This is a genomic window from Aquitalea pelogenes, assembly GCF_041914625.1.
Classification (GTDB): Bacteria; Pseudomonadota; Gammaproteobacteria; order Burkholderiales; family Chromobacteriaceae; genus Aquitalea; species Aquitalea pelogenes.
Window position 1 is genome coordinate 33,871 of record NZ_JAYSDA010000002.1, and the last position, 15,551, is coordinate 49,421.

General features: G+C 60.0%; 16 protein-coding genes. 2 read left to right on the plus strand and 14 right to left on the minus strand.

The window, feature by feature from the left end:
* Positions 1 to 26 precede the first annotated feature (26 nt).
* From ybgF to uvrD, 11 genes are all read right to left on the minus strand, one after another.
* Positions 27 to 782: a tol-pal system protein YbgF gene (gene ybgF / locus ACE3SE_RS02225; protein WP_374553649.1), complete on the minus strand. Its 756-nt coding sequence runs from the start codon at positions 780 to 782 to the stop codon at positions 27 to 29.
* A gap of 130 nt (positions 783 to 912) precedes the next feature.
* Positions 913 to 1,440, minus strand: coding sequence for a peptidoglycan-associated lipoprotein Pal (gene pal / locus ACE3SE_RS02230; RefSeq protein WP_374553651.1), 528 nt, complete (start codon positions 1,438 to 1,440; stop codon positions 913 to 915).
* Between the two features lie 31 nt (positions 1,441 to 1,471).
* On the minus strand, positions 1,472 to 2,737 hold the full coding sequence (gene tolB / locus ACE3SE_RS02235) for a Tol-Pal system beta propeller repeat protein TolB (RefSeq protein WP_231588849.1): 1,266 nt from the start codon (positions 2,735 to 2,737) through the stop codon (positions 1,472 to 1,474).
* Positions 2,738 to 2,832: 95 nt separating this feature from the next.
* Complete coding sequence (locus ACE3SE_RS02240) at positions 2,833 to 3,792, minus strand: TonB C-terminal domain-containing protein (RefSeq protein WP_374553653.1); 960 nt, start codon at positions 3,790 to 3,792, stop codon at positions 2,833 to 2,835.
* Positions 3,793 to 3,795: 3 nt separating this feature from the next.
* Positions 3,796 to 4,209 carry a biopolymer transporter ExbD gene (locus ACE3SE_RS02245; protein WP_374553655.1) on the minus strand — a complete coding sequence of 138 codons (414 nt, stop codon included), beginning with the start codon at positions 4,207 to 4,209 and terminating at the stop codon, positions 3,796 to 3,798.
* 133 nt (positions 4,210 to 4,342) lie between these two features.
* On the minus strand, positions 4,343 to 5,011 hold the full coding sequence (locus ACE3SE_RS02250) for a class I SAM-dependent methyltransferase (protein WP_374553657.1): 669 nt from the start codon (positions 5,009 to 5,011) through the stop codon (positions 4,343 to 4,345).
* Positions 5,012 to 5,129: 118 nt separating this feature from the next.
* Positions 5,130 to 5,309 carry a DUF3460 family protein gene (locus tag ACE3SE_RS02255; RefSeq protein WP_045846552.1) on the minus strand — a complete coding sequence of 60 codons (180 nt, stop codon included), beginning with the start codon at positions 5,307 to 5,309 and terminating at the stop codon, positions 5,130 to 5,132.
* 105 nt (positions 5,310 to 5,414) lie between these two features.
* The gene (locus ACE3SE_RS02260; RefSeq protein WP_374553659.1) at positions 5,415 to 6,896 is read right to left on the minus strand and encodes a diguanylate cyclase domain-containing protein; all 1,482 of its coding nucleotides are present in this window, start codon (positions 6,894 to 6,896) and stop codon (positions 5,415 to 5,417) included.
* Positions 6,897 to 7,132: 236 nt separating this feature from the next.
* A complete protein-coding gene (locus ACE3SE_RS02265) occupies positions 7,133 to 7,873 on the minus strand; it encodes a LytR/AlgR family response regulator transcription factor (RefSeq protein ID WP_131356295.1) in 741 nt (246 codons plus the stop codon).
* Entirely contained in the window at positions 7,861 to 9,573 is a 1,713-nt protein-coding gene (locus tag ACE3SE_RS02270) for a response regulator (RefSeq protein WP_374553661.1), read from the minus strand. The genes ACE3SE_RS02265 and ACE3SE_RS02270 overlap by 13 nt, the downstream gene beginning before the upstream one ends.
* Positions 9,574 to 9,607: 34 nt before the next feature.
* Positions 9,608 to 11,758 (minus strand): DNA helicase II, encoded by a 2,151-nt coding sequence (uvrD, locus tag ACE3SE_RS02275; protein WP_374553663.1) that lies wholly within the window; start codon positions 11,756 to 11,758, stop codon positions 9,608 to 9,610.
* 126 nt (positions 11,759 to 11,884) lie between these two features.
* Here uvrD and ACE3SE_RS02280 point away from each other — a divergent pair, with 126 nt between their 5' ends.
* On the plus strand, positions 11,885 to 12,799 hold the full coding sequence (locus tag ACE3SE_RS02280) for a substrate-binding periplasmic protein (RefSeq protein ID WP_374553665.1): 915 nt from the start codon (positions 11,885 to 11,887) through the stop codon (positions 12,797 to 12,799).
* Here ACE3SE_RS02280 and ACE3SE_RS02285 read toward each other — a convergent pair.
* Positions 12,783 to 13,004: a hypothetical protein gene (locus tag ACE3SE_RS02285; RefSeq protein WP_374553667.1), complete on the minus strand. Its 222-nt coding sequence runs from the start codon at positions 13,002 to 13,004 to the stop codon at positions 12,783 to 12,785. The genes ACE3SE_RS02280 and ACE3SE_RS02285 overlap by 17 nt on opposite strands.
* Before the next feature lie 229 nt (positions 13,005 to 13,233).
* On the opposite strand from ACE3SE_RS02285, the gene ACE3SE_RS02290 reads away from it, so the two are divergent.
* The gene (locus tag ACE3SE_RS02290; RefSeq protein WP_374553669.1) at positions 13,234 to 13,896 is read left to right on the plus strand and encodes a flagellar basal body L-ring protein FlgH; all 663 of its coding nucleotides are present in this window, start codon (positions 13,234 to 13,236) and stop codon (positions 13,894 to 13,896) included.
* On the opposite strand, the gene ACE3SE_RS02295 is transcribed toward ACE3SE_RS02290, so the two are convergent.
* Positions 13,883 to 14,506 (minus strand): cell division protein FtsI, encoded by a 624-nt coding sequence (locus ACE3SE_RS02295; protein WP_374553671.1) that lies wholly within the window; start codon positions 14,504 to 14,506, stop codon positions 13,883 to 13,885. The two genes, ACE3SE_RS02290 and ACE3SE_RS02295, sit on opposite strands and share 14 nt — an antisense overlap.
* Before the next feature lie 97 nt (positions 14,507 to 14,603).
* A complete protein-coding gene (locus tag ACE3SE_RS02300; RefSeq protein WP_374553673.1) occupies positions 14,604 to 15,446 on the minus strand; it encodes an isopenicillin N synthase family dioxygenase in 843 nt (280 codons plus the stop codon).
* Positions 15,447 to 15,551 lie beyond the last annotated feature (105 nt).

The following is a 15,551-nucleotide window of genomic DNA, read 5'->3' on the forward strand; positions in this document are numbered from 1 at the left end:
TCTGCCGTGTGGCGGGCTGTGGTGACTTACATCTTGGTGAGCTGCTCGCGCGCCTTCTGCGCAGCAGAGCTGGACGGATACAGCTTGATCAGGCGCTTGAGCGTGGCCTTGGCAATATCCACCTGACCCAGGTCACGCTGGCAGTTGGCCACATTACGCAGCGCGTCCGGTGCCTTGGGGTTGTCAGGGTATTGCTCGGCAAAGCGGCGGTGGATTTCAATGGCGGCATCGTACTGGCGCTGCGCGGTATGGGCCACACCAAGCCAGTACAGGGCATCAACCGCCTGCGGCGCATTGGGGTTCTGCTGGATATACAGGCTGAGCGCGGCAGTTGCCTTGGGAAAGTCGCGCGCGCGCAGCAGGTTCAGCGCCTTGTCGTAGTCCGGGCTGGTCTGGGTATCGGTTGCAGCGGCAGGCTGGCTGCTGGCCGGCTGGCTGGCCGCCTGCTGGGCGGCGGCTTCCTTGCCGGCGCTCTCCAGATGGCTCAGTCGGCCATCCAGATCGTTATACAAATCGTTCTGGCGTTTTTGCGTGGTTTGCAGATTGTAGTTGGCCACTTCCACTTCGCCGCGCAGCTTGGCGACTTCGGCTTTCAGGCTTTCCACCTGATTGACCATTTCCAGCAGCTTCTCGTTGGACAGCTTGCTTTCCACTTCGGTAAGGCGCGCATTGGCCTGACGATTGACCTGGTCAATCTGGTAGCGGGTGGCTTCGATATCGCTGGTGGTGGCGCAGGCAGACAGGGTAAGCAGCAGCGCCGCGCTGAGGGCAAGGCGTTTCATGGGGCGGTTCTCGGTCCGTTGCATACAGGATGGCCGGACATCATAGCAGCCTGAAACAGGTTTCTGGCTAGATGTCCGGCCTGATGGAGTGGCAAGTCGGCAAGGCCGCAACAGCCTGCCCTACCCTGCCTTATTCGCCGTTATACAGAATGTCGGCGCGGCGGTTCTCGGCGTAATCAGCCTCGGTATTGCCGGTAGCCTTCGGCTTTTCCTTGCCCAGGCTGACTGCTTCAACCTGGCTGTCCTTCACGCCCAGCACTTCCAGCGAGCGCTTCACGCTTTCGGCACGGCGCTGACCCAGGCCCAGGTTGTACTCGCGGCTGCCGCGGGAGTCGGTATTACCCTGGATGATCACCTTGCGGTCGGCATGGTCCTTCAGGTAGCCGGCATGGGCTTCCACAGTGGGCTTGTCGCTGCTCTTGACGGTGGAGGAGTCAAAGTCGAAATACACGCTGCGCTTGGACAGCGGGCTGTTCGGGTCGTGCAGCGGGTCGGCATTCAGCTTGCCCTGATTGCTGCTGCCGGTATCAGCCGGAGCCACGCCCTGATTGGCGGTGGCCGGGGTGGTGTTGCTGGTGACGGCGGCCGGCTTGGTGCTGGCGCAAGCAGCCAACAGGGTAACCGTAGCGGTGCCGAGTACGAGTTGTTTCCAGTTCATGCCTTCGCTCCTTGGATTTGAATGCACTACATCATTGCGGATTGTTGAAAGGGCCCCACGACGGGTCCTGCACTTCGCCATTAATCACTGCCAGTCTGACCTTGCTGCTGCCATCCAGCGTGGTGGCATACAACACGCTCTTGCCGCCGGTGTCGCTGGCATACAGCACCATGCGGCCATTTGGGGCAAAACTGGGTCGTTCGTTATAACCACTATCCGACAGCGCACGGACGTCCCCGGTGGTGAGATCCTGCGCCATCACCCGGAAACGCCCGGATTCTCGCCGGATGAAGGTCAGGGTGCGACCATCCGGCGATACGCGCGGTGAAACATTGTAGTTACCTTGCCAAGTAACGCGCTGGGCGGCTCCGCCGCTGACAGCCATGCGATAAATTTGTGGCCCGCCGGTACGGTCGGACACAAAGTAGATCTGGCTGCCGTCCGGGGTGAAGGTCGGTTCGGTATCGATGCCATCGCTGTAACTGATACGGCGCGGCGCTCCACCCAGGGTGTTGACCAGGTAAATCTGCGAATTGCCGGTGGTGGTCAGTACCACTGCCAGCTTGCTGCCATCCGGACTCCAGGCCGGTGCCGAGTTGCTGCCCTTGAAATTGGCCACCGCACGGCGCTGGCCGGTGGCCAGATCCTGCACCCATACCACCGGCTTCTTGCTCTCGAAGGAGACATAAGCCAGATAACGGCCATCCGGACTCCAGCTGGGCGAGATGATGGGCTCTTTGGAGCGCAGGATGGTTTGCGCCCGGTTACTGTCCACATCAGTGATCAGCCCGACTTGCAGCATGTAGTTGCGGCCACTCTTGAGTACATACACCACGCGGGTATTGAAAATGCCCTTCTGCCCGGTGATGGCCTCGTAAATCATGTCGGCAATGGTGTGTGCCACTTCGCGGCTGCGGTCCGGCGTCACGGTGAACTCGCCAGAAGTCAGCTGCTTTTTCTGCGCCACATCCATCAGCCGGAAGCTGACCTTTACCTGACCACCGGCCACGGCTTCGACCTTGCCGATGGCGATGGACTGCGCCCCGGCGGCCTGCCACAGCGGATAACGGATATCCACCGGCTCGACCGGCACATTGGCAATGGCCGAGCCATCCACCATGCGGAATACACCGGAGAGTTCCAGATCGCTGCGGATGATGGGGGTGAGCGCCTCACGCATGCGCGTGGTTTCATCCTTGAACGGCACCACGGCAATGGCGTGCTTGCTGGCACCACCACCGACAATCTCGATGGTCATCTCGGCACGGGCAGACTGGCCGGCGAGCAAGACAAACATTAGCAATAGCTTAAACAGAGTACGAATGCCCGGCATGAGTTCCCTCTGAGACTGAAATTTTTGCAAAAACACGGTATTCCTCCCGGCGCTGTTGCTCAGCGCGGGCGGAATTCCATCTTGAACTGGCGGTAGCCATCGTTGAAATTGGCACCTGGCGGCAAGCTGGGGAAGGTGCGTGCTTCCCAGATAGCACGTTGCACCGCCTCATTGTAAGCATTGTTGCTGCTCGGCCCGATCACCTGCACCTTGCTCACTTCCAGCGTGGGCAACAGCGTGACCAGCACCACCACCTTGGGGTTGCCGCTCAGGTCGGGCGGCAGTTGCACCAGCGGGGTGATCTTGGCCTTGACCTTGTCGATCCAGCCGCCCTTGGCCGCGGCCGAACCATTCACCGCACCGCCGGCCACGCCATTGGCACTGCCGGCCTGGGTGCTGCGTGCATTGGCCTTGTGACCGGTATTGGGGGCATCCAGTTGCGACAGCAAATCGTCAGCCTGATTGTCATAGGTTTTCGACTGCTTGCTGCCCTTGCCCGGCGTGGTGGCTGGCGGCAGTTTGACCGGCTTTTTCTCCGTCACAACCGGTGTGACGGGCTTGGCCGGGGCTTTTTCTACCGTTTTGGCTGGTTTTTCCTGCTTTTTCGCGGGTTCAGGCTGCTTGGCTGGCGGTGTTTTCACCGGCTCCGGTTTGGGTTTTTCCGGCAGCAGCTTATGTACCGGCTCCGGCTTTTTCGGTACTTCAACCGGTGGTTTTACCAGATGCTGCGGCTTGGGTTCCGGCTTTTTCCTGGCACCCAGATTCACCTCGGCCGGCGGCTCCGGCGGCGGGGCGGGGGGAGTTGGGGGAGGTGCAACACGAAGCGGCTTGCTGACCGGCACCGGTTCTACCACGGCAGCGGGGGCTGGCGGCGGACTGCTCCACAACTCCAGCGCCAACGGCACTTCGCTCACCGGCTGCTTGCTGGCAAGGCCGGCCCACAGCATCAGGCCAATCACTGCGCCATGCAGCAGTAAGGAAGCAAGCAAGGACCAGGAGGAAGAAGGAGAACGGTTCATGCCTTACTGATGATTCTGCTGCTTGACGGTGAGGGCAACGCGCTTGATGCCGGCCTTGTGCAGATCATCGGCCACGGACACCACATCGGCGTACTTGAGGTCTTTGTCGGCCGAGATGGCCACCGGACGGTCGGCTCCGGCCAGCAAGGCGGCAACCTGGCTGGCGAGCGTGCTGCGCGAATCCACCGGCGTCACCTTGTCGCCATCCTTGATTTGCATCTTGTCACCGGCATCCAGCACCACTTCCAGCGGCGGCGCATCCAGCGTGGCGGCCTGCGATACGCTGGGCACCTGAATGACACCGGGGGTGAACATGGGAGCTGTCACCATGAAAATGACCAGCAGCACCAGCATGACGTCGATGTAGGGCACCACGTTCATCTGGTTCATTTGACGGCGGGGACGGCGGTTGAGCATGACAATCCAGACCAAAGTTCAGCTTGCCATCATAGCACCGCAAGCACAGCGGCCGGATGACAAACATCTTGCTTAACAAAAAACCGGTCAGACTTGCCGGACGAGCGGAAAGTTCTGACCGGTCAGCCCGCCATCAGCGCAGACGGGTGCACAGGGTCAGGCCGTCACCAATGGGCAGCACGCAGTGACGGATGCGCGCATCCTGCTGCAATCGGGCATTGAAGGCGTGCATCAGGTGTACGCCGGGCGGGTCTTGCGGCCGTGGCGATACCACGCGGCCGGACAGGAAGATATTGTCGATGGCAATGACACCACCGGGCCGTACCAATTGCAGGCAGGCTTCAAAATAGTCCTGGTAGGAGGGCTTGTCCGCGTCGATGAACACCAGATCAAACTGACCGGCCTGCCCCTCTGCCAGCAGTTGCTGCAAGGTGAGCAGGGCGGGCTGCAACTCCAGCCGGATACGCCCGGCCACCCCGGCACGCTGCCAGTAGTCGCGGGCAATGCTGGTAAACTCTTCGCTGACATCGCAGGCCACTGCGTCGCCATCTGCCGGCATCGCCAGCATCGCGGCCAGCATGCTGTAACCGGTGAATACGCCGATTTCCAGATAACGGCGCACGCCCAGCAAATGCACCAGCCAGCCCATGAACTGGCCCTGCTCCGGGGCGATCTGCATCTTGGCCATGCGATGGCCAGCGGTGAATTCGCGCAGCTCACGCATCACCGGGTGTTCGGTCAGGCCAATGGCCATCAGGTAATCATGCAAGGTGCCGTCCAGCGGCACGGTACGACTGGTCATGGATACTCTCGGAAAAATGACAAAACGCCCGCTGGTAGCGCCGGTCCGACAGGGAGGGCCATCGGTGGCAACAGGGGGCGTTGGCAAATGGCCACGGCGAGCGCCGGGCCGGGACTGCTTATTCCGGCTGGTAGACGTAAGGCTTTTGCGGTACGCGCGATTCTTTCCAGCGGCGCTGGTCGTCCAGATTGACCTTGCGATCCCACAGGGTGAGGCGCAGTTCGCGACGTTGTTGGTCTACTTCCGGATGCTTGTCCAGAAATTCGCTCATGAATTTGGTGAAGTCGGACTGGTACATGGTGTTCCCCTGGCTATGATCGCAGGATTCTAATGCATAAGCGGCGGCGCTGACCACGGTGAGGCCGGATATTTGCGCTGCATGGCAGCACAAACACCACAGCATTCAATGGCGTTCGATGGCAGGCGCCTTGTCGCCATACATCTTGCGGTCGGCCACATCCAGCAGTTCCTCGATCAGCATGCCGTCCTGTGGATAATAGGCAATGCCTATGCTCACGCCCAGCAACACGGTATGGCCATCCACCTCGTAAGGCTGCTGGATGGCATGCTTGAGCCGCTCCACCACCCGGTCCGCCTCGCGGTTGGACTCCACATCTTCCATCAACAGGACAAACTCATCGCCGCCCAGCCGCGCCACCGTGTCTTCATTACGCATCACTGCCAGGATGCGGGCGGCAATCAGTTGCAACACCTTGTCGCCTACTGCATGACCGAAGCGGTCGTTGACCGGCTTGAAGCGGTCCAGATCCAGAAACAGTACGGCAAGTCGTCTGTCACTGCGCTTGAGGCGCGAGATGGCATGCTGCAGGCGGTCGTAGAACAGGTTGCGGTTGGCAAGCCCGGTCAGGCGGTCGTGATTGGCCAGATGAAACAGGTGGTTCTCGCGCCGTTGCTGCTTGGTGAGCTGGCCGCAGTAAAAGCGCAGCCCCAGACCCAGCAACACCAGCAACAACAGTGACTGCCACAAGATGACGCTGCGCTCGAAACCACTGAGCAGATACCAGCCCAGCTGCCAGTCCAGTTGCAGCAGCAAGGGCTGCGAATCGTTGCCGACGGCCCGCTCCAGCCGCAGTCGCGGAAAACCCAGGGTGTCCAGCCAGCCATGGTTCTGGCCCGGTATGGTCACATAAGGCTCCAGGCCCTGACTGCCAGGCCCGCGCGCGCGCAGGCTCAAACTCAGCCCGACCGGCAGAGCGGTATTGGCCGGGCGCAGGTAATCGGTGCGTAACACCAGCGCCACGAATTGATCGGCCAACTGGCCACGTAAGAGCACGCTGCTGGTATTGAGTGGCTGCAACAGCAAATGGCCGCGATAGCCCTCGCGCAGGGTGAAGGCAGCCGACATCGCGGTGCGGCCAAAATGCTGCGCCTCCAGCAAAGCCCGGCGGAAGCGCTCATCCACTGACAGATCGGTGCCCAGCAAGGGGCGCACGGTAGGGTTCATCGGCAGAATCGACACGACCGGGTAGTACTCGGCCTGAACCGGCAGGGCGGTCAGTGGAGCCTGTCCCTGCCGGGTATAGGCGTGCAGGTGGAAATCGCTGCCCAGGCTGGCCTGCATGGCCCGATGCCAAGACGGCACATCCTGCGCCCGCACCCGCTCGATGCGCTCCAGCGAGACCAGTTGCGGGTAACGCTCTGCCATTTGCTGGACAAACAGCAGCTCCTGTTCACCGGCGTGCTGGGCATCAAGCATGCTGAATGCAGCATAGCTGTCGAGGATGGTCTGGTTGACCAGCAACTTCTGGTTCAGTTGCTCGGACAGGCGCTCGCCCAGCATGTCGAACTCTTGTTCGGCACTGAGTACGGCACGACTGATGAAGGCCAGGGAAATGAGCAGGCTGAGCAAAAGCCACAGCAGCACGCATCCCAGCGTGGTCAGTTTTATCCGCATGGACGAGGGAGGAGAAGGGAAAAACGGAATTCTATAGAAAGCGCTGGCAGCCCGGATGGGCAAAGCCGAACTCAGCCGCCAACTAAGTAATTACACCTAGACTTATTGGTCCTTAATCTAAATAGCGGGCTTTAGCTGTGTAAACCAATGCTGACGAACCATGAAAAGTGACTGACAGCACGCTTGCGGCCGGGGGAAATCAGCGCTCAGGGCAGGTGGTCTGCCTGACGCAAGCAGGCACGAATCTGGGGTAACTGCCGCCGGCTGATGGCCAGTGGCTGTGCGATATCCCGCAGCTGCACACCCCATTGCTCATCTTCTTCATTCCCGATGCGCAGCAACGCCAGCAAGGCATGGCGCATCACCAGACAATTGCGGTGTATGCGCAGCACGCTGTCACCCAGTCGCTGTTCCAGCGCTACCAGTGATTCGTCCAGCAGGTATTCACCATTGGCCGTGACCAGGCTGACGTATTTCTGCTCGGCTTTCAGATAGCGCACGGCGGAAATGGGAATGTTCAGCAGGCTGTCGCGATGGCGCACGGTGAAATGGGCTTCGATGGCCGGGAGTTGGCCACGACGGGCGGCGGCTTTGTCCAGTGCCTGTCGCAATCGTTCCAGCCGCACCGGCTTGAGCAGGTAGTCAGCGGCATCCAGCTCGAAGGCATCCACCGCATACTGCTCGTGTGCGGTGGTGAACACCAGTTGCGGAGGCAGTTGCTGGGTACGCAGTTTGCGGGCCAGTTCCACCCCGCTCATGCCGGGCATGGAGATGTCCAGCAGTACCACATCCACCGTCTGCCGTTCCAGCCAGCGGGCAGCCTCGGCGGCATCCGGCAAGGCTGCCACCGCAGTGGCACCGCACTGGGCCACCTGCCCCACCATGCGTTCGCGCGCAAGTGGTTCGTCATCCACCACCAGCACGCGCAGCCTGTTTACAGCACCCATTGCGGTTTGCCCAGCTTTTCCACCAGTTGCCGCCAGGCCTTGAGGATTTTCTGGAACTTGTTGTTGGTCGGCGCCAGGTCCCGTACCTGGGTCAGCATGTCATAGGCACGCCGCATATGGCTTTCGTGCCAGCCATTGCCGTGGACATAGGCCATGGTGGCATTGGCCAGGTTGAGCATCACCTGCACATTGTGCGGCATTTCCTCGTGCGCCTTGACGAAGCGCTCGATGGCCTGCTCGAAACGTCCGGCCTGGGCTTCACGTACCGCCTGGTTGTTGAGCTCCAGTACCGACTGCACATTTTCGGCAATCAGCTGGCGGCCGACATCACCCAGCCCCACTTCCTCGAACAGGCTGCCAATGCTGGACAGCAGTTCTTCATCATCATGATTGTTACGCACCAGGTCGCGCATGGCGGCATTGCCGCTGTCCTGCTTGCCCTGGGCAAAGCAGGCACGGGCAAATTCCATTTGCGCCTCGGCAGGCAGATTGCTGCCCAGCTTCTGGTAAGCCGTTTCGGCACTGGCCAACAGGGTGCGCGCCTTTTCGTGATTACCCAGCCTGGTTTGCAACTGGCTGTCGATGACATTGCACATCCACTCGCCCATCTCGTTGTAGCGGTAATCACGGCGCAAATTACCCAGGGTGCGGGCGGCGGTGCCGGTTTCGCCACGTGCCAGCTGCACCCGCGCCAGCATGGCGTAATGAGTGGGGCTGCGATGCCAGGTGTATTTGGCAATATTGAGGGTTTCTTCGCTGGCAGCCTCGGCGGTTTCCAGATCCTTGTTCAGCAAGGCCACTTCGGCCAGCTGCTTTTGCCGACGCAATACCACCGGGGACAGCGCGGTGGCCTTTTGCAGGGTGTCCTGCGCGCCGGGCAGGTCGTGATGAATGCGATGCAGCTTGGCCAGCCAGTCGTAGGCTTCCATCACCCTTTCGTTGTCGGCCAGTACTTCTTCGAACAACAGCTTGGCTTCGTCGTAGGCTTTCAGGCCGGTGAGCGATTTGGCCAGACCCAGCTTGGCCCAGGCCAGCGGCTTGAGTCGCAACACATCCATATACAGGCTGCGGGCGGTGTCAAAATCGCCAATCTTCTGCGCCAGACTGCCCTTGAGCTTCATGAAGTCCAGCGTGAACTCGCCACGCTGGCTGATGCGCCGGCTACAGGCATCGATGGCAGTCAGATATTCGTGGCGCATGATGGCTTCGTCCACCACGCGAAAGGCCTCGCGGCGGCGCATGGCCTTTTCCAGACGCTGGCTGAGCACTTCGCCGGTAAAGGGTTTGAGCAGGTAGTCATCCGGGGCCAGTTCGGCCGCGGAAATCACCCGTTGTGCCCGCCGTTCGCCGGTGACAATCATGAACACGCAGGACTGCTTGATCAGGTTGCGTTCCTTGACCTCTTCAAACAGGTAGAGACCGTCGTAACCATTGCCCAGATCGTAGTCGCACAGCACCACGTCGAATTCGAACTTGGCCATCTTGGCCAGCGCATCGCCAGCCTTGCTAGCGTATTCGACCTTGTCGGCACCAAACGAGGCCAGCGTCATGGCCAGCGCGCGTTGCATTTCCGGCAGGCTGTCGATGATGAGGAACAGGCGATTGGCGTAAGGGTCCTCATAACGCCGCCTTGCATTGTCCGTGTTATCGAGTCCGGAAGTCAGGCTCTGGTAGGTGGTAGAAGGTAGTTTGTCACTCATGGCATCATCATCTGCCAGCCTGGCTGGAATGTCATTATTCGGCGGTCAGTTTGGCATAGCGTAAATCCAGCCATTTCAGCCCGTGCTCCGCAAAATTGATCTGCAAACGCACATCACTGCCACTGCCTTCGGCATTGATCACCACACCGGAGCCGAACTTGGCGTGACTGACGCCCTGGCCAATGCGAAAACCCTGCAACGACATGACAGTGGCAGGTGCGACCGCCTCGTCCAGCCAGGGCGCACGACGCGGGCTTGCTTGCGGAACAGGTTTCACTGTAGCAGACAGTATCCGTACCAGCGTGTTCGGTATTTCGTCGATGAAACGGGAGCGAATGGGATAACGACTTTGTCCGTGCAGCATGCGGCTCTGGGCGCAGCTCAGGTACAGCCGTTTGCGGGCACGGGTAACGGCCACGTACATCAGGCGGCGTTCTTCCTCCAGCCCCTTGCTGTCGTTCATGCTGTTTTCGTGTGGGAACAGCCCTTCTTCCAGACCGGACACAAACACGGCGTCGAACTCCAGGCCCTTGGCCGCATGCACCGTCATCAGTTGCAGCGCGTCCTCGCCAGCTTCGGCCTGATGCTCTCCCGCTTCCAGACTGGCCGCACTGAGAAATTCGACAATAGCCAGCTCTGGCTGATCCGGGAAGAAACCGGCTGCTGCACTGACCAGTTCGTCCAGGTTGGCCAGCCGCTCTTCGCCCTCTTTCTTGTCCTGCTCGTACATGGCGCGCAGGCCGGAGTGGTCGATGATCAGACTGACGGTTTCCGCCAGCGTCATGTCAGTGCTCTTGTTACGCAAGGCTTCGATCAACAGCACAAACTCGCCCAGCTTGGCGGCGGTACGGCCACCACCCGCGGCGCAGCAGGCCTGCCACAGGGTGACACCCTGCTCGCGGCTGATGGCTTGCAGGTTTTCCACGGTGCGGGCACCGATGCCGCGCGCCGGTACATTGATGACACGTAGCAGGGCATTGTCGTCATCCGGATTGCTCACTAGACGCAGGTAGGCCAGAGCATGCTTGATTTCCTGGCGCTCGAAGAAGCGCAGGCCGCCATAAATGCGGTAGGGCAGCTGGGCATTCACCAATACATGTTCCAGCACCCGTGACTGGGCATTGGAACGGTACAGGATGGCCATGTCCGACAGATTCATGCCTTCGCGCTGCAGGCTCTTTACTTCATCGATGATGAACTGGGCTTCGTCACCATCGGAATAGGCTTCGTACAGGCGGATCTGCTCGCCCTCGCCCGCGTCGGTCCACAAATTCTTGCCCAACCGGCCATCGTTGCGTTCGATCAGGGCATTGGCGGCATTGAGGATGGTACCCACCGAGCGGTAGTTCTGCTCCAGCCGCACCGGCTCGGCCACCTGGAAGTCGGTCAGCAAGGCGCGCATATTGCCCACTTCGGCACCGCGGAAGGCGTAGATGGACTGGTCGTCATCGCCCACGGCAAACAGGACGTTGTGCTCGCCGGACAACAGCTTGAGCCAGGCGTATTGCAGACGGTTGGTATCCTGGAACTCATCCACCAGGATATGGCGGAAGCGCCCCTGATAATGGGCGCGCAAGGCAGCATTGGCCTGCAACAGTTCGTAGCTGCGTAGCAGCAGCTCGGCAAAATCCACCACGCCTTCGCGACGGCACTGGGCGTCGTAGGCGGCGTACAGCTCCACCAGCTTGGCTTCGTACGGCGTCAAGGCCGGCGGCAGGCGGTCGGCGCGCAGCCCGGCTTCCTTGTTGCCGTTGATGAAGCTTTGTACCGCACGCGGCGGATATTTCTCGTCCGACAGCTCCAGGCTTTTGAGCAGGCGTTTGATCGCGGCTTGCTGGTCGGCGGAATCCAGAATCTGGAACGCCTGCGGCAGTCCGGCATCGCGGTAATGGGCACGCAAGAAGCGGTTGCACAGGCCATGGAAAGTACCAATCCACATGGTGCGCACATTGACCGGCACCATGGCCCCCAGCCGGGTATGCATTTCCCGCGCCGCCTTGTTGGTAAAGGTAACTGCCAGAATGCCGGAGGGATTGACCTGGCCGGTGGCTATCAGCCAGGCAATGCGGGTGGTCAGTACCCGTGTCTTGCCACTGCCCGCACCTGCCAGTACCAGCGCACTTTTGGCCGGCCAGGTGACGGCACGCAGCTGTTCATTATTCAATCCGGCTAAAAGCTCACTCATGACAGGTATTTCTTCTGGGCGTGGTTGATGGGTGGCATTTTACACCAGCTGACCGGCAAGCCGTGGGCAGGCTTGCCTGACAGGCGGTGACAGGTTAATTTCTGTCAAACAACTGCCCCCCTCCCCATGCGCTCACGCCTACTTGTCGCGATATTCCTGCTGCTGCACCTCCCTGCCCACGCGGCGGGGCTGACTGCCTATACCGAGGAATTGCCGCCGCTGAATTATCTGCAAGGCCAGCAAGTGAGTGGCTTTGCCAGCGAATTGCTGACTGCCATGGCCAGCAAGGCCGGCCTGGCGCTCAGGCTGCAACTGCTGCCCTGGTCGCGCGCTTATGCCACGGTGCAATCCACGCCGGACACCGTCCTGTACAGCACCGTACGCACCGCGGAGCGGGAGAACCAGTTCCGCTGGGTTGGCCCCATCGGCAAGCGCCATATTTATCTGTACCGCTTGAGCAAGCGCGAGGACATCCGGCTCACCGATATCCGGCAGCTGGCGCAATGGCGTGTCGGGGCCATTTTTGCCTCTGCCTCGCAAAAGCAGTTGGAACAGCTTGGTTTGCGGCCGGGAATAGAGCAGGACAATGCACCGGATGATGCCAGCAACCTGGCCAAGCTGAGAATGGGGCGCGTGGACATGGTGGCCATGCTGGACTGGGCCATGCACTGGCAGACACGGCAAACCGGCATGCCGGACAATCAGGTCCGCCCGGTAGCCCTGCTGGATGGTCAGGCACAGTACTGGTTTGCCCTGAACCGGCAAACCCCGGATGCCACCATCCGGCAGCTGCAGAATGCACTGGATGCGCTGACAAGAAACGGCGAACTCAAACGGCTGCGCCAGAAATACATCGGCACGGAAGAGTACCCTGGCGAGTTGGTCGATCTGTATGCGCAACTGCGTCAGGATGGCCCGCTCTTGCTGGCGGACAACGACAAGCCTTCTGCCCGTTGCCCCGAACCCGGCCAGGGCAGTGGCTGGCGCCACAAGCACCGGGCCGGGCCGGAAGGCATTTGCCCGCTCAAACCAGGGTATTGATGGTACGCCCCAGCGTGCTCAGGCCGTCGCCCGCCGCGGTCAGGCCATGCGCGATGGCACTGCCGGTACCGCTGGCACCACTTGCCAGGCCACTTCCCGCCGCCCTGGCCACTGACTCCACGTCGTCTGCCACCTTCTTCGCCCCCTGCTTCAGCACCTGGTAAGTCGTGGGTGCCTGATTAGTGATACTGCCGATTGTGCTCATTTTGTTCTCCCCATACCGTTAATTGGCTGTTGTCCGCCATTACAAGGTCAGTACCGACTGCCATGTAAATTTACGTTATGCAGGGTTAAGAGCTAGAGCCAATTGCTTTACATCTTATTACCTTAATTTGGCATCGGTAACCCTAATTAACTTTCCATGCCAATAGAATTAATAAGGAGTAATCAAAGAGAAAGCGGGTGATATCGTGAAAAATCAGGCAATCAAGATAATGGCTGGTTTGCTCATTTCCGGTTTCGTCACCGGCTGTTCTTCTCCGCAAATGCTGGTAACTGCACCGGTACATATTCGTCCACAATTTACCCCGGTGGCATTAGAAGACAGCCCAGGCTCCATCTACCAGCCCAACAAGGCCATGCTGCTGTTTGAAGAGCCGATTGCCAGCCATGTGGGTGATGCGCTGAAAATCAATATTGCGGAAAACCTGACTTCCAGCAATAACGCCAATACCACCTCCAACCGCACTTCCACCATTTCTGAATCCGGCCCCGGTGCCTTGTCCTCCATGGGTGGCTTGCTGAAGGAAATCTTTGATTACAGCGGCAAGGCGTCCGGCAGCAGCAGCCTTAAAGGCACCGGTCAGGTCAGCAACTCCAACCAGATCAGCGGCAGCCTGATGGTGTCGGTCACCGATGTATTGCCCAATGGCTATCTGGCGATTGCCGGGGAAAAGGCCGTGGCGGCCAGTGGCAATACCACCTTGCTGCGCTTTTCCGGCATTGTGAACAAGCGTGACATCAAGGTGGGCAATGTGGTGTCTTCCAGTGATGTGGGCGATGCCCGCATCGAGCAGATCGTCAACGGGATCGCCAGCGAAGTGGCTTCGCGCACCGATGCCCAGCGCTTCTTCGCCGGGCTGATCAATTTCTGGTAGTCGTTGCACCGGCCCGCTTGATGACATCCTGCTCAAAGCGGGCCGCGCCATTGGCACCATCACCACTGCCCTGCCACTGGGTCATGTTTTCGCCGGAAAACATCTTGTTCAGCAAGGGTGACAGCTTCCTGCCGGTCGAACTCCACTTGTCATAGGCCATGCCATCCAGCCGGTAAGCGGCATTGGCCAGCACCTTGCCATTCTTTTTCAGCAGCAGGTTGATGTCGGTAATGTAGGGCCGCAATTCATCGCTGAACATGGGCGAGCCCCATTGCGTCAGCACGGTGTAATACAGCATGGCTTCGCAATCTGACGGCGCATTGCCGGGCGCATAAATGCGGCTTTCCACTTCGCGGTCGCGCAATTGCTTTTGCAATTCGGGAATGAAATCCGCCACGATCACATTGGCATTCAATTCGATGCAGATATTGTGCAGCTCATCATGCGGATGAGCCATGCCATTGGTACTGGTATTGGGTGCCATATTGGCAACCGATGTGACGGCGGTACTGGCCAATTGCACACCGGCCACCAGCGGTGAGGTAATCAGGCTGCAGGCACTTAAAGAAAGGGCCGCAGGTGCAATCAGACAGCGCCACAGAACATTCACCTTGAAACTCGCCGGACAATTGAAACAGAGCCACCCTAGCAGCAAAAAAAAATGCCCCGAAGGGCATTTACAGTCATTTACACCGGATTCACCGGTCTTACTTTTTCACGCCCAGTTCGCGCAGGCGTTCATCCAGATAACTGCCCGCCGTGTGGCGTTCCGACAGTACCACCTCCGGGCGCGGATGCAGGAACAGCGGCAGCGACACCCGGCTGCTACGCGCGGCCTCTCCTTGCGGATTCACCACCCGGTGCCGGGTGGACGGGTAGTAGCCGCGTGATGCCTCTTGCAGCATGTCGCCGATATTGATGATGAGCATGCCGAAGTCACACGGCACGTCCACCCAGTTGCCTGTCTTGTCCTGCACTTGCAGGCCGGGTTCGCTGGCAGCAGGCAGGATGGTGAGCAGATTGATGTCGCCATGCGCGGCGGCACGCAATGCGCCGGGCGCTTCCTGCCCGGTCAGCGGCGGATAATGCAGCACCCGCAGCAGGGTTTGCTGGCTGTCGGCAATCATGCCGGACAGCGGTTCACTGTAATGGGCTGCAATGTCGGCCGGGGTGTACTGCTCTACCCAGCCCAGCAGCTCGCGCGCCAGCGCATTGGTACTGGCATAGTAGCGGCGGGCATCATCGGCCAGCTGTGGCGGCACGCGGCCCCAGGGGTAGATGTGGAAGTATTCCTTGATGTCCTTCAGGCTGGCACCCTTGGCCGTTTCCGAAATGTCGGGGGAAAAATAACCGTCCTGCTTCTCCACGGAAAAGGCGTAATCGTGTTTTTGCGGACTGTTGAAGAAGGCCAACCAGTCAGCATAGATTTTTTCCACCAGTTGCTGGTCGATGGGGTGATTCACCAGCACGCCAAAACCGGTTTCGTGCAGGGAACGGGTAAATTGCGCGGCAGCATCGGCGGCGCGGTAGTCGACAACGCGGACGTTCATGCGAGGGAATCCTTACGGAAGGTGGCCGTCAGGCAAGATCGGGACGGACCACGGCGGCGGATTCTACCCTTGCCGCCGTCGCAGGCAAAGCGCAGCGCAGTGAAC